The organism is Wolbachia endosymbiont (group A) of Apotomis capreana, from assembly GCF_964027025.1.
GTDB classification, from domain to species: Bacteria; Pseudomonadota; Alphaproteobacteria; order Rickettsiales; family Anaplasmataceae; genus Wolbachia; species Wolbachia pipientis.
Genome location: NZ_OZ034721.1, coordinates 403,730 through 424,538, shown reverse-complemented (window position 1 = coordinate 424,538; position 20,809 = coordinate 403,730). Strand labels below are relative to the sequence as shown.

Here is a 20,809-nt window from a genome sequence, read left to right as displayed (position 1 = left end):
TACAGCCATTAAAGCCCACTTCTGTCATCCTATGCCCTGATAGAAGCGGAGCTATAAATTAAATGCAAAATTTCAATAGTCACGGGATGCACCATGAGCTAAAAGCAACTCCACAAGTTCTTGGCAGTTATCAACTGCACAGTCCAGTACTGTATTCCCTAAATTATTTCTAGCGTTAACGTCTGCATTGTGTTTTAGTAGCGTCCTCGTTATATCAACCTTTTGCCTAATAACAGCCAAGTGTAGTGCAGTGTTGCCATCTTTATCCTTAGCATTAACATCAGAACCTTCTCGAATAAGGCATCCTGCAATATTGTAGCTCCCAGATAAAGCAGAGTAGTGTAATGGAGTTCTACCATCTCTGTTCTTAGCATTAACATTAGCACCCTTATTGATTATATACTCTACTATTCTTAAATCTCCACTAAAGGTAGCCCTATAAACAACGCGGTGTAACGCTGTTTCGTCATACTCATCCCTAACATTAACATTAGCACCTTTTTCAACGAGGCCCTTTACTACATTTAATTCTCCACTCTCAGCAGCAAAAAATAATGGGGTTTTGTATTGTGCATTCCTAGCATCAATATAAGCGTCTCTATTGATTAGGCATGCCATTATATCTAATTCTTTGGTGTAAACAGCTACATGCAGTGGAGTATTACCACATTCGTCCCTAGCGTCAATATTAGCATACTTTTTGATGAGATATTTTACCATATCCAACTCTCCATTTTGAGCAGCAACGTGCAATGGAGCCCAGCCACATTCGCCTGTAGCATTGATGTTACTACCTTTAACAATCAGGTATTTTGCTATATCCAATTCTCCAGCGTAAGCAGCTGAATGCAATGGAATATTACCATATTTGTCTCTAGCATTAGTGCTAGCACCTTTATTGACTAGACATTTCATTACATTCAAACTCCCACTCCTAGCAGCAATATGCAACAAAGTTTGACCGTGATTGTCCTTAACATTAACAGTTTTTACAAATTCACCAGAGTAATGTTTTTCTATATGTGCTATTATTGCACTAATTGCTTTACAATCACCACTTTCAGCAAGCAAGTGCAAAGGGGTGCTTTTCCTTATAAACAGTGGTCCTCCATATACATAAGATGAGTTAAAGTAAAAGTCATCAATCAACTTACCGTATTTGCTTGCATATCCCCAAATAGAGACAATATGACTTATATTGTCTTGTGCTATATTACCACCGTTTATCAATTCTAGAGCTTTTCTCAAAATTTCTTCTTCTCGGCCTTCTTTTTGTAATTTTAATCTTGTTACTTCCTGCACCAGTCTGTGAATGTTTACTACTCCTTCACTTAAGTTAACCATCGAATATCTATCGAGTAACTCAACAGCACCCCGCAGTTTGTCTTCATCATTTGCTATTAATTTTAAAAAGATTTCTTCTATACGAATCTTGTCAGGAGCAAGATAAGCCATTATCTCCAGAATATTCAACGTTTCACAGCCGTATTCTTTTTGTATATGTGTCATCGTAATGGTACAAGTTATTGAAACTGCTTCAGCATAACAATCTTCATCTTTACAAACTCCTTCTTTTAGTGATTTTCCTGTGTACCGTTGACACTCCTTTAAGTAATCACTTATCTCAAATCTTCCATAACCTCTCAACTTTGATTCTTTATTTTTGTTGCGAATGTACACTACCACTTGCTTTAAAGCCAAGGGCAAATACTGCAGCTTTTCCATTAGCTCTTTTATTTCCTTATCCTGTAAAGGGTCATCTATATTTAAGGACTTCTTAATAAATCCCAAAGCCTCCGTTTTATTGAATATATCTAACTTTATTACTTCTATATCTCCTCTTGCTTCCCACTTATTATCACGAGAAGTAATTAAAACATAAGGTTTTTTATAGTCAGGATATAAAGACAGTGGTAAAAATTTACTGATGTCTTTATATTCTCTTGCATTATCGAAAATAAAAAGACTTTTTACATCTTTAAAATATCTATATACACTCTTAATAATAGATCTGATTCCCTTTTCTTGTTCAGTATCTTTATCTGTAATAAAAATTTTCGAACCTTCAGGTAACCTTCTATTTAACTCCTTAGCTAATCCTTTAAACGATTCTTCAAGATCCTTTTGTGTTCCTGCATTTACCCATACAAGATTACCATCATAATGCTCTTTATATTCACAAGCATATTTTCTGGCTAACTCACTCTCCCCTACTCCTTCAGAACCGCCAATAACAACAATCCGCGATATTGCCATTGGTTTGTCAGTGCTTTTATGCAGCCTATCATATATTTCTTGCAATTCATTTTTTCTTCCAACAAACATTTCAACCGGATGTTTTATATTAAACTGAATAGGTTTCCCTACCCGCTTGTTATCCTGTGTCGTTACAGCCACATATATTTTATGTAGTGTTTTACTATCCTTATGTTGTTGTTCTATTACTTTATCAATTCTTTCATTCTTTTCTTTTACTCCTTGTTCTATCTTACCTAAAGTACTAGCCCACAGCTCAACTTCTCGAAAAAGTTCTTCTCCCTTTTTGTACGAAAGAGGACGCGCTTTTATATCTTTTACCCAGTCTGATATTTTTTTTAGAAGATTATTACAAAAGATTTGATTGTCACCAATATAGCCAAACTTTTTGTTCAACCTACTACTCAACTTACCTAGCAATAATTCTCTTAGCTGAGCTTCATGGGGTAAATTAACCACAAACACCGATTCATTTAAAAAGTCTTCTATCTCTTTATTGCTAACTTCCTTGCCTATCTCACGCTTTATAAAATCCATATTTTGCTTCAAGTATTGAGCAGCACTACCATCTGAATCACTAATTCTATATCTTGCACTATCACCTATATCCAGAAACTCATCTTTTCTGTCTATCCTTACAAATGAAAGTTTTTTTCCTTTATTTTCTCCACTTAACATTGCTCTTAGGTTTCTTACTTTATGTTGTATTGAATATGGTGAATCAAAATCCATATTCGTAGCGACAAAAAAATGCTTTATTCCATCACTAAACTTTTCACTATTTTTGATTTTTAAATAGGCAGGAAAAAGTTTTAAAATACTAAACTTACCACTTTTTGTTAATAAGCTACTTACACTGATTTTTTCAGTTCCATCTTGGTTGTGCTTAACTTGTGTAAACTCATGTACTATACCTTTATTTTGCTCATGCCGGACAACAATATCATCAAAACCTTGAGCTGACTCTAACTCTGTGTCTATGGAGAAAGAACATTCTTTACCCATCTTAGACATTAGAGATATTACGATCAATAACTCTTGAAAGGTAATACCATGGTAAATGCGTTTGACCCCCCAAGTAGAATCATCTTCTAGATACATTACCCCTGTTTTTATCCTAATCTCTCACTCAAAATTGAATTCACAACATCAGGGCTGGCTTTTCCCTTGGTGAATTTCATGACTTCACCAACAAAGAAACCATATAATTTTGTTTTACCGCTTTTGTATTCTTGAACTTTATCTTGGTTGCTATTGATGATTGTGTCGATAACTTCTGATATTTGACCTCTATCGGTTATTTGCTTTAGGTCCTGCTCTTCTATGATGAGAGATGCAGGTTTGCCAGTTTCAAACATACTATCGAACACTTGTTTGCCAAGTTTAGCAGAGATTGTTCCATCAACGATAAAATCTAAGAGCTCGGACAGGGCATTGGCTTTGATTGGGGAGCTCACAATATCAATACCTGCTTTATTCAAACGACCAAAAAGCTCTACGGTTAACCAGGTAACGGCGAGCTTTGAATCATGTTTTTTTATCAATTCCTCAAAATAATCAGCAATTGCTTTATCGGAGGTAATGACGTTTGCATCGTATTCGTTGATACCCAATTCCTCAATGTATCGCAGCTTTTTTTGATCTGGTAACTCGGGTAAAGATGATTTAATAGAATCGATTTTATCCTGGCTTACCTCAACAGGTAATAAATCAGGCTCAGGGAAGTATCTATAGTCGCTTGCATCCTCTTTGCTTCTCATCACTTTTGTTTTTCCCAAAGCAACATCAAATAATAAGGTATCTTGACTTATTTCTTCTCCACTTTCTAAAATTTCAATTTGTCTTTGTATTTCATAGTCTATAGCTTGCACAATATAACGTATCGAGTTCAGATTTTTTATCTCACAACGAGTGCCAAATGTACTACTGCCTTTTAGGCGGACAGAAACATTTGCATCACAACGAAGTGATCCCTTTTCCATATCACCATCACACGAACCAATGTAACGCAAAATCTGCCTCAATTTTTTCATGCATTCTGCAGCTTCCGCAGATGAACGGAGATCTGGCTCTGAAACAATTTCCATTAAAGCAACCCCTGCACGATTTAACTCTACATAGGTTCTGCTTTCCTCATGAACGCTCTTTCCTGCATCTTGCTCTAAATGAATTCTCGCAATTCTTATTTCTTTTTCATTGTCGTTGATAAATACTCTACCGTTTTTAACTATCGGCTCAAAAAACTGGGTTATCTGGTAACCTTGCGGTAAATCAGGATAAAAATAATTTTTCCGATCAAAGTAAGAACACTTATTAATTTCTGCAGAAAGTGCAAGACCAGTGCGTATTGCTTGCTCTATGCAGTAATAATTTAGTATTGGCAGCGTACCTGGCATTGCCGCATCAACTAGAGAAACTTGAGTGTTATGCTCAGCACCAAATTCCGTTGATGAGCTAGAAAATAGCTTCGTATTAGAAGAAACTTGAGCGTGTACCTCAAGCCCAATTACCGCTTCCCAATCCTCTTTCGTCATGTATTTTATTTAAATGATAATCTTAATATTCTGCAAAATTAGCACAAAAAGTCAAAACAAAACTCATGTTAGCTAAGTGGTATGCAGATTGTTTTACCCATAGAAACGGGTTAAATGCAAAAGATTACTTGACAAGCTTCGCCAGCCCTCTTATCATAAAATTGAAGCTATTTATTTATCTTCTCTGTGCAGATTAAATGACAAAAAAACTCACGTATCTGGCGTCTCATGTTTAATTTTTTGCACTATGTGCACCTTATGTCTTTATAAAACTTCTACCTACATAAGCTGAAACGCGCTTATAAAGCGTTTAAAACATAAAAAAACGCCAACTTAAAAAATGGATAGTGAATAACTAGCTACCCTAGGGTTTCTTTTGCCTTTTTTTCTGTTTAGTAAATTTCTTAACGTTTATAATTTAGATTAGTTGCGGTTTAAAAGCAACTGAATCTCGGTTATTAAGTGTTTAGAATAAAAAAACGCCATACTTGAAAGTATAATGTAAGTAATTAGCCAACCACGGGGCTTCTTTTGCCTTTTTTTTCGTTTGGTAAATTTCTTAATGTTTGTAGCTAAACGATAACCGTCATCCCGCTACTTGTTAGCGGCCGAGATACCGCGAATGAATTGCGGTATGACGTAGGATTGCTGTCATTCCAGTGCCAAGCACTGGGATCCAGCCTTTATTATTTGGTTGAAATTAAGTCTTCTGGATCCCAGTGGGCTTTGTTGCATCGCTAGCTATGATGGATTAAAGATAAAAAAGGTGGAGAATATCAGTAGCTTATTATTCTGGTATTTATAACAAGAACGGTCAGTGAATACCTAAATTTGAGTAAAAGAAATTTCACTACCACTCACTAATCCGGCTAAAATTCAAGAATTTCAATGCTTTAGCTATTTTCAATAGAATTAAATTTATTAATATAAATAATAAATTACTATTCTTAAATTTGATCAGATTGATTGCAAAAAAACAAGATTTTCAATAGGTTGCTTATAATCCTAATTATAGTTAGCCTTTCATAAGTAGCGATGCAACAAAGCCATCCCAGTGTCAGCTACTTGGATGACACCATTCTTTTTCCTGGATTCCAGTGTCTGGGCACTGGAATGACATCCTCCCTTGTGGAGATTGCTCTCAAATCACAATGTTCGTACAGCTATGCAAACACAAAGGTGTCATTCCAGCGCGTGACGCTGGAATCCAGTTGAGCTATTTCAACAAAAATACTGCATTTTGAGATGAACGTCTATTCTCACCAGACTTATTTACAAGTATAACAATTAAAGTCTGGATTCCAGTGTCAAGCACTGGAATGACATCATAGGGGCACTGCCCTTTTGGATGGAAACCAGTGTCAGCTACTTAGATGATACCTTTTTTCTACTTAGTTTGGGTTATGCAAGAAGTCTATTGCATTCCTGAGCAATTTGATTCATTATTCTTTTTGTAAAAAATTTTCTTAACTTTCTCTCCACTTTTTTGGTAAGGTCACTTTAAAGGAAGTCTAATAGATGCTACATAGAAATCCAGATGAGTTTCTAAAGTCTATTCCAAAAGATAAGCGCATAATGTGCCTTGACATGGGAGAAAAGCAAATAGGCATAGCATTTAGCGATAAAACACAGCTCATAGCCACAGCTCATAGCATATATCACAGAAAAAATATGAGCAAAGATTTAGGTTATCTGCATAGAATATTCAAAGAAAATGAATCTGGATCAATGGTAATAGGACTACCATTAAAAATGGACGAGCAAGAAACTAAATGGTGTAAAACTATAATCCAATTCGCAAATAAAATAATAAAAAAATATAAAGTAAATATATACTTACAAGACGAAAGCTTCTCAACATCTATCGCAACTCATACACTAAAAATTACTGGAATATCAATCACAAAATCGAAAAAAATAGATGATAAAATCTCCGCATGTATTATTTTGCAACGAACGTTAGACAAGATAAATACAATCAAATAGTTTTTCCAGATCTGGAAATCTTCAAACTGAATCCCATATAAAAGTTACTCAACAAAACAAGAACCTTTCGTATAAGCATGACAAATTGCTACAGCAAGAGCGTCAGCAGCATGGTGGCATTTTATACTCAAATTTTTAACTATTTGCTTCACCATAAATATCATCTGATCCTTATCAGCATGGCCATTTCCGGTAATGCTTTTTTTTACATAGTTTGCATCATATTCATTCATAGTTAGCTTTGTTATTTTTAACGCTAAAATTACAACCCCTCTTGCATATCCTAAAGTTAGTGAAGATTTAGGATTTTTATTAACAAAAATTTTCTCCACCGCAGCTTCATTCGGAGAGTATAGGGAAATTACTTTCTTTAATTGTTCAAAAATTGTATGTAGGCGTTCACCTGTACCCAATTTACCATCAGTTGATATGGTACCGCCGCCCAAAAATTCAATATTATTTTTTTCGTTCAGGCTGATAATGGCCCACCCAGTCTTGCTTATTCCTGGATCTAGACCTATTATTTTAACCACTTAATAAACGCTTAACCAATAGACAAACAAAAATAAAAATATCCAGACTACATCTACAAAGTGCCAATACCAGGAGGCAAACTCAAAGCACAAATGGTCCTGAAGTGTAAATTGGCCTTTCCGTGCTCTAAATAAACACACTGATAAAAATATTATTCCTATTATAACGTGTGCGCAGTGAAAACCGGTAATCATGTAAAAATTGGATGTATAAATAAGCTTTTCTCCTGTTTCTTGTAGAGAAAAACTCGCTTCATGATACTCTATTGCTTGCACTATTATAAAAAAAACTCCAAGCAATATAGTTATGGACAGCATTTTAATCATGCTCTTTTTATCATTTTTAAGTAAAGAGTGATTTGCCCAAGTAATTGTTGTACCAGAAAGCAATAATATTAATGTATTCATGAATGGTAGTGACCACGGATCAGGTGGCAAAATTCCCTCAGGGGGCCATTCAACTTTTTTTGCAGGAGAAAACGCCTCAAATAAAAAAACTGGATCAAGCCAGGCTTTAAAGAATGAACAAAAGAACACTATAAAAAATACGACCTCCGAGAGAATAAACAAGTACATTGCAAATTTGAGTCCATGTTTTACAATGGCAGTGTGACATTTGTCATAAATGGCCTCCCTTATTACATCTCTCCACCAATAAAACAGCACCCCTGATACTGCGGAGATTCCCAAAACTAAACAAAACATTCCGACAATTTGTTTATGAAGCGCGCCAACTAATCCAAGTGCAAGAATAAGAATTGCTGCTGATACAGCAATTGGCCAAGGGCTTGGATCCACTAAATGAAAATCATGTTCTTTACTTTTCATAGCATTTTAAAAAATACTTATTAAGGATACAAATTAGCTTAAAATTGTCAATGTTCCTTAGGAAATTGATTGAATCTTGAAAAATTATATGCACCGTTCAAAAAATCTAACACAAATTGTGCAGTTATTCTAAACAACTCAAGCATTCTGCTCTTTTCGTTTTCTCTTGCTCTGCTGCAATATCCATCAACAATATTTTCTAAAATAATGCATCCAGACTTTACTGAATCACTGTAACAAAAATTAAACCAATCCCTATATCTATTATTTTTCTTGAATCTATTTTTCATGCTATCAACGACAGTCTCGTATATAAACATGCAAGAATACAAAACCGTCATAGCCTCATAGGTATTACTATGCGAGATGGATAAAAGAAAATTAGTGAAATTAAAACACTCAAGAGATTTCTTTTCGCGACTTATACCGTACATAGTAAAGTAGTAGTCATATAGCATTCTATTAACAGTCACTACTCTTTGGGCTACTTCAGCAAGCGAGATAATACTACTATAATCTTCCATTTTGGATGCAGTAATTAAGGTGGTACGAATATAATCACCTAGGTCTTGTCGACATAAAAAAATAGTGATATAGAGTACTCTTTATTAATAGGTAAAGAGAATGCTATATGATTTAAAAGATGAGCAATGGGAGAGAATAAAAAACAGTCTGCCAGGTAAGGAAGGAGATAGAGGAAGAAGCGCAAAAGATAACAGGAGATTCGTAGCTGCAATAATGTGGATAGGTAGAACAGGAGCAACATGGAGAGCATTGCCGGCTGAGTATGGAAAATGGTCAAGTGTACATAAACGTTTTATAAGGTGGGCAAAATCTGGTGTTTGGCAGATGATTTTCAACACATTAGCTGTTAATGGAGACACAGAGTGGCTCATGATAGACTCAACAATAATCAGGGCACATCAACATGCTGCTGGTGCAAGAAAAAAATGTGGAAACTGGTAGACAAGAACAAGAGCTGGGACGGTGCAAAGGAGGATTTTCAAGCAAATTACACGCTGCTTGTGATGCTTTGGGCAACCCACTGAGATTCTTTGTTACTGCAGGGCAAAGATCGGATTACGTAAAAGCTTTAGACCTGATAGAAGGCAAGAACATGGAGGCACTTATTGCCGATAAAGGGTATGACGCAAATTATATGATTGAGGCTGCAGAAGCTGTAAATGCTGAGCCAGTAATCCCACCGCGTTCCAACAGAAAAACACCAAGAGAATATGACAAAGAATTGTATAAAGAGAGAAACTTAATCGAAAGGATGTTCAACAAAATCAAGCACTTCCGCAGAGTTGCTACACGCTACGACAAATTGGCCATAGCTTTTCTGTCTTTTGTTCACATTGCTGGCATTTATCTTTGGTTAAAATAAATGTCGACACTGCCTAAGAACAACGTCTTTTGTTGAGCATAGAATTTGAAGTTCTCTATATTTAGGGTGTTATTCGCTAACTCAACATTAAAAGGATGCTCAATTATATCCTTTAAAAGATTTGACCCGTAACAGCTCCTAATTATGCCACTGAACACTGTAGTTACCGATAAAAGATCAAGTTAACGTAAATAATCCGCTGCTAATATTCTTTGCTAGATATATTAGAGTAATATGCCTCATCCCAAAACATTATTTCTAATTCCAGCCCTTTCTTAAAAAACTCATACATCCTCTTTTTTTCACAGTCACTAGCTTTTTTATATAGCTTATTTGTAATATCAGTAACCTCATCAATTACAGCATTTACTGTTTCGCTACTATAAATGTTGATCCACTCTTTGTATTTGTTATTTTTAACCCCTTTAGTTGTTATCTCATATACCATATGGCGTATAACGATTTGGTATATGTTAAAGCAAGAATAAGATGCTACTAAAGCTTCATTAACAGAATTGTGATATGCGGCACTCATGAAAAAGTCAGTAAAGGCAGAACAAGCTCTTGACTTTTTGTGATCATCAGATAGATCACAATCTTCAAAATATTTTTTATACTGTTCTCGAACATAAAATGCTCCTTGTGCCAAATTGATTAAACTACTCATCATTTCAATATCATCAACTCTAGCTGCAACAATTAAAAAAGCACGAGCGCAATCTATACAATACAGAAAATCCTGCTGAAGGTAGAATTTGAATTTTTCATAATCTAATCTATTATTTATCAATTCAACATTAAAAGGGTGTTCTTTTATTTTATCAATAAGATCAGAAAACTCTTTTACAATTACGTTGTACAGTTCTCCTTCTATTTCGTTATACACTTTATAAGCCTCACAATAAAAATTGAATATAAAAATTATTACTAATGTGGTATAATTATTATGAAAAAGCGTGCTATGCTTTAACAATAAGCTAGTATATAAATATGGGGCTGTAAATCAAAAATTTTAGCAATCTAAAGAAATTTTACTATTACCTTCTATATTGAATTCTCTACAAAGATCAGCAGATAAGTCCATGTTTTCCCAAGAAAATCCACCGTCCCTTTCCGACTGTTTACCAAAATGTCCATAACAGGCTGTACGTTTATATATAGGATGATTAAGCGATAAATGCTTGATTATGCCTTTTGTTGATAAATCTATATTATTCTCGATAAACTTTTTAATTACTCTTTCCTCTACCTTATTCGCACCAAATGTATCAATATAGAATGAAGTAGGTTTTGATACACCAATTGCATAAGAAAGCTGCACAAGACAACGTTCAGCCAAACCTGCAAAGACAATATTTTTAGCAAGATATCTTGCCATATAAGCCGCAGATCTATCAACTTTGGTTGCATCTTTTCCGGAAAACGCTCCTCCACCGTGTGGAATATAACCTCCATAAGTATCAACCATAATTTTTCGTCCGGTTAATCCACAATCACTAACCGGTCCACCAATAACAAATCTACCAGTTGGATTGACTAAGAGATTTTCCTCAGGACACATCCATCCTTCAGGTAAAGATGAAACTATGTAAGGGTAAATTATTTCTTTTACTTTTGATTGATCCAAATCCTCAGGGTGCTGTATTGAGACAATAATACTTTCAGCACGTACCGGGAGGTTATTCTCATATGCCAAAGTGATTTGTGACTTTGCATCTGGACCAAGTTTTGCTTCTTTAACTGCGCTCATGATATTTTTCAGAATCGAGTGTGCATAAAAAATGGGTGCCGGCATAAGGTTTTCTGTCTCTGTTGTTGCATAGCCATACATTATGCCCTGATCTCCAGCACCTTGATCCAACCCTATTGCAATGTCATTTGATTGCTCATGCAGCAATATATTTACTTTCACTTTTCTCCAGTGGAACCCATCGTGCTTGTAACCAATATCTTTTATTGTATTCCGTACAATACTTTCAATCCTGCTATTTTTGATGTTAGGCCCAAACACTTCCCCAGCTATAATAACGTTATCTTTGGTGACTAAAGTCTCTATTGCAGCTCGCGCAAAAGGATCAGTAAAAAGGTACTCATCAAGTATTGCATCTGAAATTTGATCTGCTACTTTATCTGGATGACCAGCCGCCACTGATTCACTGGTTACTAAATTTTTATATAAACTCATGTTTTTGCTTATACAATATCAAAACCGCTATAGAAAACACAGTTAGTAACTACTAAATGGTGGGTCTGGGAAGAGTTGAACCTCCGACCTCACGCTTATCAGGCGTGCGCTCTAACCACCTGAGCTACAGACCCATGATTTATTCAAGCTGAAGCTTTCATATTATCTGTAGGCACGATATCAATAAAAGTCTTTTTATTTGCTGACCTTCTAAAGCTGACCCAGCCTTCTATTTTAGCAAAAATCGTATGATCTTTACCTATACCAACATTCTTTCCAGGATGGAATTTTGTGCCTCTTTGGCGCACAATTATGTTACCAGGAATAACCTTCCCATTCTTCTTTATTCCTAACCTACGACCCGCTGAATCTCTACCATTACAGGAACTACCACCTGATTTTTTAGTTGCCATATCTTACCTCTTACTTTTGAAGACTAATTTCATTTATACGAAGAACAGTTATATACTGCCTATGACCAGTTTTCCTACGGTAATTTTTTCTTCTTTTCTTCTTAAAGATTATAATTTTTTCCCCCCTGCACTGCTCCAACACTTCAGCTTTAACAGTAGCATTAGATGAATAAGATAAGCCATTACTTGAAATACAAATCACCTTATTGATTTCCACCTCTTTTTTTTCTTCAGCTTCTAACTTCTCTACCTTTATTATACTACCTTCTTTTACTAAATATTGCTTTCCACCAGTCTCAATTACTGCAAACATGATAAATATAAATTATTGTTATTAACTTTAATCGTAAACGATGTCATATACGCTGTCAATATAAATAAAAAGCATGACTTAACGTTCTTTTTGAGCTACTAAAATACTTCTATCTGTTTTCATCTTTTATCTACCTTTTCTCAGACAGTAGACTTCTTGCATAACCTAAGCAGAAAAAAGGCAAATAGTTATTATAGCTCTAAGTTTACCGACACCGTCATGCAAGTAGCCCCTTCTCCTGTCATCCGAGTAGCTTGACACTGGGATCTAGAAAAAAGGATGATGTCATTCCAGTCTGGAATCCAGGAAAAAGAATGGTGTCATGAAAGTAGCCTCCTTCTCCTGTCATCCCAGCGCCCAGAGGTGTCATCCAAGTAGCTGACACTGGGATCCAGGAAAGTTTGCTTGTAAACTAGCATAGAAAGTGGTTACAACATTTTCGATGAGATTATATGGAAAACTGGATCCCAGTGTCAGCTACTTGGATGACAAAAAAAGGAGCACTAGGATGACACCCTACTTAACCGTCATACCGCGATTCATTCGCGGTATCTCTTAACATAGATCCCTTACTTAACCGTCATACCTTAACATAGATCCCGCTAACAAGCAGCGGGATACTATCTACACCGTCATACCGCCGCGGTATCTCTAGATCCCGCTGGGATGACGATTGTCGTTTAGCCATAAATATTAAGGAATTTACCAAATAAAAAAAAAGGCAAAAGAAACCCTAGGGTTATTATCTGCTTTAAAATATTGGCGTTTTTTATGTTTTAAACGCTTGACAAGCAAGATTTAGCTGCTTTTAATTGCAACTAACTTACGCTGCAAATGTTTAAGAAATTTACTAAGCAGAAAAAAAGACAAAGAATCCCCGAGTTAGCTAGTCTTTTACTATCTCTGTCGAGTATTGGCATTTTTTGATGTCTTGTAACGCTTTATAAGCGCGCTCAGCTTATTTAGATAAAAATCTAGATGTAGATGAAGTTTTGTAAAGACATACAGTATCTATATACTGCAAAAAATTAAACATAAGACGCCGATACATTAAGTAATCCTTACCTTTTAATCTGCAGATTGGCGAAAGCAAATACAATAGCTTCACTGTTATGATAAGGGGGCTGGCGGAGTTTGTCAAGGAAGTTTTTTTGTTTCTATTCCCAATAAAAGTTTGTTATATGGTTATGCAAGAAGTCTAATATTAAAAATGACACAACAACATAATTAAATTAGACTACTTTATTCTCTTAGTTACTTGCTTTTCTCTTGCTATTGCAAGGCTTTTTTCTGGTACATCCTCAACTATAACACTACCTGCTGCAATTACAGATTCATCATGAATATTAAGCGGCGCAATTAGTGAGCTATTGGCGCCAACAAAGCAATTGCTCCCTATATTCGTTTCATGTTTATTTTTCCCATCATAATTACAAACAATAGTGCCTGCTCCTATATTACTCTCCTGCCCTACTTTAGCATTTCCTATATAACTTAAGTGTTTTATTCTAGTGTTTTGACCAACTTCACTTGTTTTCACTTCCACAAAATTTCCTATTTTTGCCTTATTACCAATTGTTGTGTTTCCGCGTATTCTGGTAAATGGACCGACCTCAGCATTACTTTTAATTAAGCAATTTTCTAAATGCGAAAATGGCAGTATTTTCGCACCAGACTCTATTTTCACTCCAGTACCGAAAAAAACATATGGGTAAATAACTGAATCTCTGGCAATTTGCGTATCAAGAGAAAAGAAAACAGTCTCTGGTGCAACAAGCGTTACTCCGGAGTCGGTAAAAATTTTTCTTTTATTTTCTTGAAAGTAAAACTCAGCTTTTATAAGGTCATTTCTGTTATTTATTCCCGTTGCTTCTTCTCCACCGGTAATAACGTAACCGACATTTAAATTACTCTTCACTGCAATGGAAACTATATCGGTCAAGTAATATTCATGAGTTGAGCTATTGCACTCTATTTTCTCCACCAATTCACGTAAATTCTTTGCACATGCAACCATTATTCCAGCATTTGCAAGAAATTCTTCATGATTATTTTTATCACTCTTTGCTTCTACGATTTCTCTTAAGGAACCATTCTCAATAATTAACCTACCGTATTCTTTATTGCTTGTCCTAAAACCTAGGCAAACTAGAGCCTTGCCTTCTAAATAACTAATCATTTTAGTTATTGTGCTGCTTTTTATGAGCGGAGTATCCCCATACTGCACAACAACTATGCTTGAATCTGGCAATTCTCTTAGGTTTCTCATCGCAGTTTTGACCGCATCTCCCGTGCCAAGTGTTAATTCTTGTGTAATTAACTGTATATCCTTAAAGCACTTTAGTCTTTCAATTAAAGGCAGATCAACTACAACAGCAATATTTTCAGGATTTAACTGTTTTGCATTGTAAATGACATGCTGAAGTATGGAAAAATTGCCTATTTCGTGCAGAACCTTAGGCAAATCTGAATTCATCCGCCTGCCATGCCCGGCAGCAAGTATGAGAAAAGTATGAGCTTTATTTATCACTTATCTTAAAGATGAAAAATGAAAACCATAATGATCAAGCCAACTGATTTTGTTATCGTAAAAGCTTCTTAGGTCGCTGATTTGATATTTTAGCATCGCAAGCCTTTCTATACCAATGCCAAACGCAAAACCGTTGTATTTAGTATGGTCTATTCCAACATTTTGAAAGACATTTGGATGCACCATACCACATCCAAGCACTTCTATCCATTTACTACCTTTATAACTTATGTCCACTTCCGCAGAGGGTTCAGTAAAAGGAAAAAAACTATTACGAAAACGTATCTTCAGCCCTTTATCTCCAAAAAACTTATTAAGGAAGTGATGAATAGTAAATTTTAACTGGCCCATATTGACGTTTTCATCGACATATAACCCTTCTATCTGGTGAAACATAGGAGTATGAGTTGCATCAAAGTCATTTCTGTATACCCTACCAGGGGCTACTATTTTAATTGGGAATTTTTTTGTTTTTTCCATGGTTCTAATCTGTACAGATGAAGTGTGAGTGCGCAGTACCATTCTTTTATCGTTTATTTTATTCTTTAAGTAGAAGGTATCTTGCTCCTCTCGCGCAGGATGATGACTTGGAGTATTCAGTGCATCAAATACATGAAATTCATCTTCAATATCAGGGCCATCAACTGCTTTAAAACCCATATGTGCAAAAATAAGCTTTACTTCATTTATAACCTTACTGAGTGGATGGACCTTGCCCATTTTTTCTGGTCTAACGGGCAACGTGATATCAACCGCCTCGTTCTGCAATTTAAAGTTAACTTCTTCGGCTTTTAGTATATTCTCCTTATTCATTATAAGCTGATCTAGCTTATTACGTAAAACGTTGATAACTTCGCCTAAATTGCGCTTTTTTCCTGCGTCTTCTATCTCTTTTAAGTTGTCAAAATAAGCTTTAATTACACCCTTTTTTCCCAAATATGATAGCCTGACTTTTTCTAAATCTTGCAAAGAAGAAGCATTCTCAATTTCGGAAACTGCTTTATCTTCAAGTGAAAGTATGTCATCTAATAACTCTTTATTCATCTTAAAAACGCTGGCTTAAACTTTCATTATAGTGAAATTTTAAATATCATCAACAATCCGAAAAATTGCCCTATTCTGATTATTAATTTATTGACTAATTAATCTTTTTTATTTACCTTTGCGTTGATGAATTTGCTGTATCAACTATGCACAACAGTAACACTGAAACTAAGAATAAGTATAAAATAGAGGATTTACCTAAGCTCTTTAAGGAAAAATCCAGAAACATAAGTAAAGCATTTTCTAGCGAAACAATTAAGATCAGTGCTATTCGCTCGAGAAGTATTGAAAGCAATATACAAAAATTTTCATTTGAGCTAACAGCAACAGATAAAGACACCTTTAATATAAGATTATTTCGAATAAACCCTTTAATTGATTTTTTCAAAATCTGCCTTTCCCGGGAAAAAAAATTTACAGCCAACATAAAAGTGCCCAAAGAAAGCAGTGAACTATATAATAACTACTGTAAAACTAACAGTTATAAAACTGTAGAAGAATTCGTAAATAGTGCTCCGCCTCAAATCCTTCTGCAGGGCACAACGATAACGCTACAAACAGACGTTGAAAACATTAACCTGGACAACTTGTACCAAATCGAGTTATTTCTAAATGAAAAGCTACAACATGCAGAAAAAACTGAAAATGAAGACAAAAAAGAACAGAGTGAAACTAACCAAAAAAATGCACAAAATAAACAAATCGTACCAGTTACAGGCCTGTTTGGCTATAATTTAACAAGTAGTAAAAAGCAAGTGATGCGGGTTCCAATAGTTGTTGCTGCAATGCGTGACAATTTTTTTTGGTTTGGATCTTCTTTTCGGCTATCCAATTTTTTTAATACAATACAATTCTTCTTTCAACAGCCACCAAAACTGTCCATACGAAACCAGAGGGCTTTGACTTACCATCCAACACTTCAAGAGATAAAACAGGACAAGGTAACACAAAAAGATGGAATCGACGAAAGAAGAATAGAAGACGTCACAATGCTTATTTCTGATTTCGGTCAAACTACTTCGCACACAGAGTATTTTAAGGCTAACAGAAAAAAGAAGTCAAAAAAGCAGACCAAAGAACTATCAGAGAAAGAAAAACCATTAGCCATAAAACAAGCACAAAATGATGCTAGAGTAGCTATGATAGATAACCAAATTGAGCACAGGGGGAAAAAACTCGATAAAATATTTATTGAAGTGATGAGTGGATACAAAAATCAAGATCCAGAAACATTTTGCAATATTTTCAGCTCAGTATTCAATATTGTTTACTTTCAAGATAAACAATTACATGCAATATTAGAGCCAGGCGAAATATCAGAAGTATTACAGATACTCGAAAGGCCACAACCTCTTAGTAACTCACTTTTAGGTAAAGAATATTTACAAAAACAAGTATATAGAAAAAAAGAGCAATTGCTTAAATTAGTTTCAGGTGTTTATATACAACAACCTTCTCCACAACATGAAAATACTCCTCATAAATCTACAAACCCTTTACCAATTAAAGATCTTTCACCAGCAACAAATGAAGCTAAAACTCTACCACCTACTAACATTACACTCAAATCACCGTTAAAAACTGTATTTTCCTCAAAAAAGGCTTATTTTTGTCTATTTATAATAGTAGCATCTGCATCAACACTTTGCTTATGGCATTTTCCATTAGGAAAAGTGTCAATGTTAAAAGGATTAGTCCCACCAGAAAAAAGGGAAAGTATTGGGTTAGCATTGAACATAGGGTTGCCAATATTAATCGCGCTGTGTATTTTGAATTTAGCTCGCTTTATATATTCTGAATATTCTATAGAATCTATTGAACAGAACAAATCTCCTTCTCGCATTTAAACTTACCCAAAATGTAAACAAGTTGTCCTAAGAGATCTTTCATGGTAAAATTATTTATTTTCACCATATGTTTAAAGGAATTATCACGGATATCGGGACTATAACTGATACTACCACTCACTCCAACTCTGATCAAATTTTCCATATCAAGACACAAAATTTATCCTCTATAAATAAAGGAGATTCAATAGCTTGCTCTGGTGTGTGTTTAACTGTTGTTGATATAATGAGCGATATATTTACAGTCCAAGCATCTCAAGAAACTATGAAGGTTGCTAACTTAAATACGTGGAGAATAGGAAAAAAAATAAATCTCGAACAAGCAATGAGATTAAGCGATAAGATCGATGGCCACCTGGTTCAGGGTCATGTTGATGGGATAGTAAAATTTTTAACAATTAATCAAAATTTAGATTCTCATGAAATCAAACTATCGTGCCCACAAGAATTAATTAAATTTGTTGCAAAAAAAAGCTCCGTTACACTAGATGGGGTTTCCCTCACAGTGAATTCAGTTATTAATCAGGAATTTACAGTAAATATCACTCCCTATACATGGGAAAATACAACTTTTCAGTACAACAAAGTAAATGATTATTTGAATTTAGAAATTGACATGATCGCTAGGTATTTAGATCAATTGATGCAGCATAAATACAATTAATTTTACAACCTTGTTATTTACAACTATTATATCTTGAAAACCATATAGATATAAAACATGCTTTTCGATAGCCTAATTATCTTCATTGTTGTTCTATGCGTAATAATCTCGGTAACTAGAGGCTTTATAAAAGAGCTATGCGCACTAATGTTTCTATTTTTATCGGTCTTTCTGACAGCTAATCACTATGATTTTTTCACTCCAAATTATAGTAAATATTTTGATTCTAAAGTTACACTAAACATACTTTCTACAATCTCTGTATTTATTATACTTAATCTTATATTCATGATAATAAATAACTGGCTAATGTACATATTATTACCCATAAGGTTGGGGTTTATCGATAGAGTTACTGGAATCTTTCTCGGAGTGCTTAAAGGAATATTGCTCTCTTATGTATTATTTTTTGCTGTGCACTTATATTGCTACACAGTATATGACAAAAAAGAGGGAGAGTATAAAATAGAAGCAGAAGACATATTGCCTAATTGGATAATAAATTCACACTCTTATCAGGCTTTATTTGTGACAGCAGAAGAAGTAATTGACATGTATGTACCAGAGTCGTTGATACTAAAAATAAAAGAGATCGGTGGAGAAATGGTTGATCAAGAAAAACCTAAAAACAATAAAAAAGAAGAGTAAATATTTATTTATAAATATTTTCATTGGGAGTATTCAAAAAGCCATATGTGTCAGGTTAAGAGCACAGAATTTTTTACTGGAAATATTAATTTTGTTTTAGCAATAAATCAACTTAAGGTCATAATATCTTGACATTTATTTAATGTTGCTATATAATAGCTATGTACATTTTGTGTACTATAGCAATAAAATTACCTTGTAATAGGTGTATTGGACCCGAGGGCAGTACTCGGCGCCTCCACCATGTTTTTTAATTATACGGGGGCGATTAAGGATCGACATGCATAGTAAAGATGGTAGCTTTGCTCGGTTAGACACCACCGCTAAGAGTTCATAATTTAAATGCAAACGATAATTTTGCTGCTGAAGAATATCGTGTTGCTGCTTAATTTAGCACAACCGGTTTATTACTAAAGCACGGTTTAGGGAACGCCGGGTAACAGAAGTTCCCCCAAAATTTACGTATGTGAAAGTTATATGGAGCAAACAGATTACAAAAAACTGCTTAATTCTGCTAAGTTTCAAGTTATCAAAAAGACTTTAGATGTTATATCAGGTAATGGTTTTATCCCTCACTTAGAAATATTATTTTTCACATATTTTAATGGTGTGACCATGCCAGATCGTTTGAAAAAGTCATACCCTACTCAAATGCTTATTATATTACAGCATCAATTCTATGATTTAAAAGTTTCTGAGGATAAATTTAGCGTCAGTTTGAGTTTTCAAGGAAAACAAGAGCGAATTACTATACCGTTTTTTGCTATTAGTGAGTTTCGTGATAAAATTTCAGGAGATGTTTTAATATTTGACAAAATCAGTATCGACTCTGATAAAGAATACAAAAGTGAAAAATGTACTGAAAAACTATCAAACGGTAGTATTATATCCATAGATCAACTGCGTGATGAGTAACTGCTCATCTTTATAAACAAAAAATATTAATAGAAAAAAGTGGTCTAACTTAAGTAATAGAATAGAGGGTAGATAAATATGCTAAATCTTTAATTATTTATTAACGCAGGTGGCAAAATTTTTCTTACATATCATCAACTTCCTTTATTGAAAAATTCAGAAAAATGTTGTATAATTATTAGTAGACTTTGGTAAAACATATGACAGATTCAGGAATTAGTATAACTTTTGACCCAAAAACTTCACATAACCTTACTAAGTTAGCTGAAATCACCAAGGAATCCGTTCAAGAACTAGCAAAAAGGTTAGTCATCGAAGGAATCGAGTGCGAAGTAGAAGATATTGCGTTATATAAAACTATTAAGGAATGTGAGGATGTAGACTGGAACACAGTACTATCTGAAAGGGAGAGGACATAAACTGAAATACGATATTGTCTACTCAAAAAACTTTACTGAAAGAGATTTTCTAAATCTTCCAAAAACAATAAGATCAAGGATTACAAAAGCGATAAACGAGCGGCTTACAACTGATCCAATTAAATTTGGTAAACCATTACGTGGCAGGCTAAAAGGGTATAGAAGAATAAGGGTTAGTGATTATCGAATTATTTATACTGTAAATATTGCAAAACATAAGGTGTTTGTTGCTACAGCAGGACATAGAGACACCATTTATGAGAAGGCTACTTGATAAACATTAAATATATTTTTATACAGCCCTCCT

General features: G+C 34.6%; 21 protein-coding genes, 1 tRNA gene, 1 other RNA gene and 1 pseudogene. 10 read left to right on the top strand and 14 right to left on the bottom strand.

Annotated elements, in window-relative coordinates; genetic code table 11:
* Window positions 1-72 precede the first annotated feature (72 nt).
* Window positions 73-3,357, bottom strand: coding sequence for an ankyrin repeat domain-containing protein (locus AAGD50_RS02135; RefSeq protein ID WP_341810076.1), 3,285 nt, complete (start codon window positions 3,355-3,357; stop codon window positions 73-75).
* 11 nt (window positions 3,358-3,368) lie between these two features.
* The gene (gene gatB, locus AAGD50_RS02130; protein ID WP_264723718.1) at window positions 3,369-4,790 is read right to left on the bottom strand and encodes an Asp-tRNA(Asn)/Glu-tRNA(Gln) amidotransferase subunit GatB; all 1,422 of its coding nucleotides are present in this window, start codon (window positions 4,788-4,790) and stop codon (window positions 3,369-3,371) included.
* A gap of 1,035 nt (window positions 4,791-5,825) precedes the next feature.
* On the opposite strand from gatB, the gene AAGD50_RS02125 reads away from it, so the two are divergent.
* On the top strand, window positions 5,826-6,005 hold the full coding sequence (locus AAGD50_RS02125; RefSeq protein WP_144054585.1) for a hypothetical protein: 180 nt from the start codon (window positions 5,826-5,828) through the stop codon (window positions 6,003-6,005).
* A gap of 303 nt (window positions 6,006-6,308) precedes the next feature.
* Complete coding sequence (gene ruvX / locus AAGD50_RS02120) at window positions 6,309-6,776, top strand: Holliday junction resolvase RuvX (RefSeq protein WP_010082183.1); 468 nt, start codon at window positions 6,309-6,311, stop codon at window positions 6,774-6,776.
* 44 nt (window positions 6,777-6,820) lie between these two features.
* Here the strand turns inward: ruvX and ruvC are convergent, their stop codons facing one another.
* From ruvC to AAGD50_RS02105, 3 genes are read right to left on the bottom strand one after another with little or no spacing between them, the layout of a single operon-like run.
* Complete coding sequence (ruvC, locus tag AAGD50_RS02115; protein ID WP_015588791.1) at window positions 6,821-7,309, bottom strand: crossover junction endodeoxyribonuclease RuvC; 489 nt, start codon at window positions 7,307-7,309, stop codon at window positions 6,821-6,823.
* Window positions 7,310-8,137: a cytochrome c oxidase subunit 3 gene (locus tag AAGD50_RS02110; RefSeq protein ID WP_006279354.1), complete on the bottom strand. Its 828-nt coding sequence runs from the start codon at window positions 8,135-8,137 to the stop codon at window positions 7,310-7,312.
* Between the two features lie 47 nt (window positions 8,138-8,184).
* A complete protein-coding gene (locus tag AAGD50_RS02105) occupies window positions 8,185-8,661 on the bottom strand; it encodes a TenA family protein (RefSeq protein WP_265029823.1) in 477 nt (158 codons plus the stop codon).
* A 100-nt stretch (window positions 8,662-8,761) separates the two neighbouring features.
* On the opposite strand from AAGD50_RS02105, the pseudogene AAGD50_RS02100 reads away from it, so the two are divergent.
* A pseudogene (locus AAGD50_RS02100) lies at window positions 8,762-9,524 on the top strand (IS5 family transposase).
* On the opposite strand, the gene AAGD50_RS02095 reads toward AAGD50_RS02100, so the two are convergent.
* The 9 genes from AAGD50_RS02095 to pheS all read right to left on the bottom strand — a co-directional run bounded on the left by AAGD50_RS02095 (window position 9,506) and on the right by pheS (window position 16,009).
* Window positions 9,506-9,682 (bottom strand): hypothetical protein, encoded by a 177-nt coding sequence (locus AAGD50_RS02095; protein WP_410541666.1) that lies wholly within the window; start codon window positions 9,680-9,682, stop codon window positions 9,506-9,508. The pseudogene AAGD50_RS02100 and the gene AAGD50_RS02095 overlap by 19 nt on opposite strands.
* A 44-nt stretch (window positions 9,683-9,726) precedes the next feature.
* A complete protein-coding gene (locus AAGD50_RS02090) occupies window positions 9,727-10,410 on the bottom strand; it encodes a TenA family protein (protein ID WP_264723716.1) in 684 nt (227 codons plus the stop codon).
* A 126-nt stretch (window positions 10,411-10,536) separates the two neighbouring features.
* Complete coding sequence (gene metK, locus AAGD50_RS02085; RefSeq protein WP_151807781.1) at window positions 10,537-11,709, bottom strand: methionine adenosyltransferase; 1,173 nt, start codon at window positions 11,707-11,709, stop codon at window positions 10,537-10,539.
* Window positions 11,710-11,766: 57 nt separating this feature from the next.
* Window positions 11,767-11,843, bottom strand: a tRNA-Ile gene (locus tag AAGD50_RS02080).
* A 9-nt stretch (window positions 11,844-11,852) separates the two neighbouring features.
* Window positions 11,853-12,122 carry a 50S ribosomal protein L27 gene (gene rpmA / locus AAGD50_RS02075; protein ID WP_006279564.1) on the bottom strand — a complete coding sequence of 90 codons (270 nt, stop codon included), beginning with the start codon at window positions 12,120-12,122 and terminating at the stop codon, window positions 11,853-11,855.
* 10 nt (window positions 12,123-12,132) lie between these two features.
* Entirely contained in the window at window positions 12,133-12,435 is a 303-nt protein-coding gene (gene rplU, locus AAGD50_RS02070) for a 50S ribosomal protein L21 (RefSeq protein WP_264723715.1), read from the bottom strand.
* A 241-nt stretch (window positions 12,436-12,676) separates the two neighbouring features.
* Window positions 12,677-12,820, bottom strand: coding sequence for a hypothetical protein (locus tag AAGD50_RS02065; protein ID WP_153296796.1), 144 nt, complete (start codon window positions 12,818-12,820; stop codon window positions 12,677-12,679).
* An 852-nt stretch (window positions 12,821-13,672) separates the two neighbouring features.
* Entirely contained in the window at window positions 13,673-14,965 is a 1,293-nt protein-coding gene (gene glmU / locus AAGD50_RS02060; protein WP_265040979.1) for a bifunctional UDP-N-acetylglucosamine diphosphorylase/glucosamine-1-phosphate N-acetyltransferase GlmU, read from the bottom strand.
* Window positions 14,966-16,009 (bottom strand): phenylalanine--tRNA ligase subunit alpha, encoded by a 1,044-nt coding sequence (gene pheS / locus AAGD50_RS02055; RefSeq protein ID WP_264723713.1) that lies wholly within the window; start codon window positions 16,007-16,009, stop codon window positions 14,966-14,968.
* Window positions 16,010-16,155: 146 nt separating this feature from the next.
* Here pheS and AAGD50_RS02050 point away from each other — a divergent pair, with 146 nt between their 5' ends.
* The 7 genes from AAGD50_RS02050 to AAGD50_RS02020 all read left to right on the top strand — a co-directional run bounded on the left by AAGD50_RS02050 (window position 16,156) and on the right by AAGD50_RS02020 (window position 20,776).
* The gene (locus AAGD50_RS02050; protein ID WP_264723711.1) at window positions 16,156-17,856 is read left to right on the top strand and encodes a hypothetical protein; all 1,701 of its coding nucleotides are present in this window, start codon (window positions 16,156-16,158) and stop codon (window positions 17,854-17,856) included.
* A gap of 67 nt (window positions 17,857-17,923) precedes the next feature.
* Window positions 17,924-18,520: a riboflavin synthase gene (locus AAGD50_RS02045; RefSeq protein WP_151808045.1), complete on the top strand. Its 597-nt coding sequence runs from the start codon at window positions 17,924-17,926 to the stop codon at window positions 18,518-18,520.
* Between the two features lie 57 nt (window positions 18,521-18,577).
* Window positions 18,578-19,168 (top strand): CvpA family protein, encoded by a 591-nt coding sequence (locus AAGD50_RS02040; protein WP_015588828.1) that lies wholly within the window; start codon window positions 18,578-18,580, stop codon window positions 19,166-19,168.
* A gap of 124 nt (window positions 19,169-19,292) precedes the next feature.
* Window positions 19,293-19,623: a transfer-messenger RNA gene (gene ssrA, locus AAGD50_RS02035) on the top strand.
* A gap of 22 nt (window positions 19,624-19,645) precedes the next feature.
* A complete protein-coding gene (locus AAGD50_RS02030) occupies window positions 19,646-20,083 on the top strand; it encodes a ClpXP protease specificity-enhancing factor SspB (protein WP_006279412.1) in 438 nt (145 codons plus the stop codon).
* 200 nt (window positions 20,084-20,283) lie between these two features.
* The gene (locus AAGD50_RS02025; protein WP_006279413.1) at window positions 20,284-20,502 is read left to right on the top strand and encodes a hypothetical protein; all 219 of its coding nucleotides are present in this window, start codon (window positions 20,284-20,286) and stop codon (window positions 20,500-20,502) included.
* Window positions 20,483-20,776, top strand: a complete 294-nt coding sequence (locus AAGD50_RS02020; protein ID WP_306700832.1) for a type II toxin-antitoxin system RelE family toxin — start codon at window positions 20,483-20,485, stop codon at window positions 20,774-20,776. Before AAGD50_RS02025 ends, AAGD50_RS02020 begins: the two co-directional genes overlap by 20 nt.
* Window positions 20,777-20,809: the final 33 nt, after the last annotated feature.

Bases quoted from the DNA above. Each gene is read 5' to 3' on its own strand.
- AAGD50_RS02135 (WP_341810076.1), bottom strand. From the start codon at position 3,357: ATGTATCTAGAAGATGATTCTACTTGGGGGGTCAAACGCATTTACCAT.
- gatB (WP_264723718.1), bottom strand. From the start codon at position 4,790: ATGACGAAAGAGGATTGGGAAGCGGTAATTGGGCTTGAGGTACACGCT.
- AAGD50_RS02125 (WP_144054585.1), top strand. From the start codon at position 5,826: ATGCAACAAAGCCATCCCAGTGTCAGCTACTTGGATGACACCATTCTT.
- ruvX (WP_010082183.1), top strand. From the start codon at position 6,309: ATGCTACATAGAAATCCAGATGAGTTTCTAAAGTCTATTCCAAAAGAT.
- AAGD50_RS02110 (WP_006279354.1), bottom strand. From the start codon at position 8,137: ATGAAAAGTAAAGAACATGATTTTCATTTAGTGGATCCAAGCCCTTGG.
- AAGD50_RS02105 (WP_265029823.1), bottom strand. From the start codon at position 8,661: ATGGAAGATTATAGTAGTATTATCTCGCTTGCTGAAGTAGCCCAAAGA.
- metK (WP_151807781.1), bottom strand. From the start codon at position 11,709: ATGAGTTTATATAAAAATTTAGTAACCAGTGAATCAGTGGCGGCTGGT.
- rpmA (WP_006279564.1), bottom strand. From the start codon at position 12,122: ATGGCAACTAAAAAATCAGGTGGTAGTTCCTGTAATGGTAGAGATTCA.
- rplU (WP_264723715.1), bottom strand. From the start codon at position 12,435: ATGTTTGCAGTAATTGAGACTGGTGGAAAGCAATATTTAGTAAAAGAA.
- pheS (WP_264723713.1), bottom strand. From the start codon at position 16,009: ATGAATAAAGAGTTATTAGATGACATACTTTCACTTGAAGATAAAGCA.
- AAGD50_RS02050 (WP_264723711.1), top strand. From the start codon at position 16,156: ATGCACAACAGTAACACTGAAACTAAGAATAAGTATAAAATAGAGGAT.
- AAGD50_RS02045 (WP_151808045.1), top strand. From the start codon at position 17,924: ATGTTTAAAGGAATTATCACGGATATCGGGACTATAACTGATACTACC.
- AAGD50_RS02040 (WP_015588828.1), top strand. From the start codon at position 18,578: ATGCTTTTCGATAGCCTAATTATCTTCATTGTTGTTCTATGCGTAATA.
- AAGD50_RS02030 (WP_006279412.1), top strand. From the start codon at position 19,646: ATGGAGCAAACAGATTACAAAAAACTGCTTAATTCTGCTAAGTTTCAA.
- AAGD50_RS02025 (WP_006279413.1), top strand. From the start codon at position 20,284: ATGACAGATTCAGGAATTAGTATAACTTTTGACCCAAAAACTTCACAT.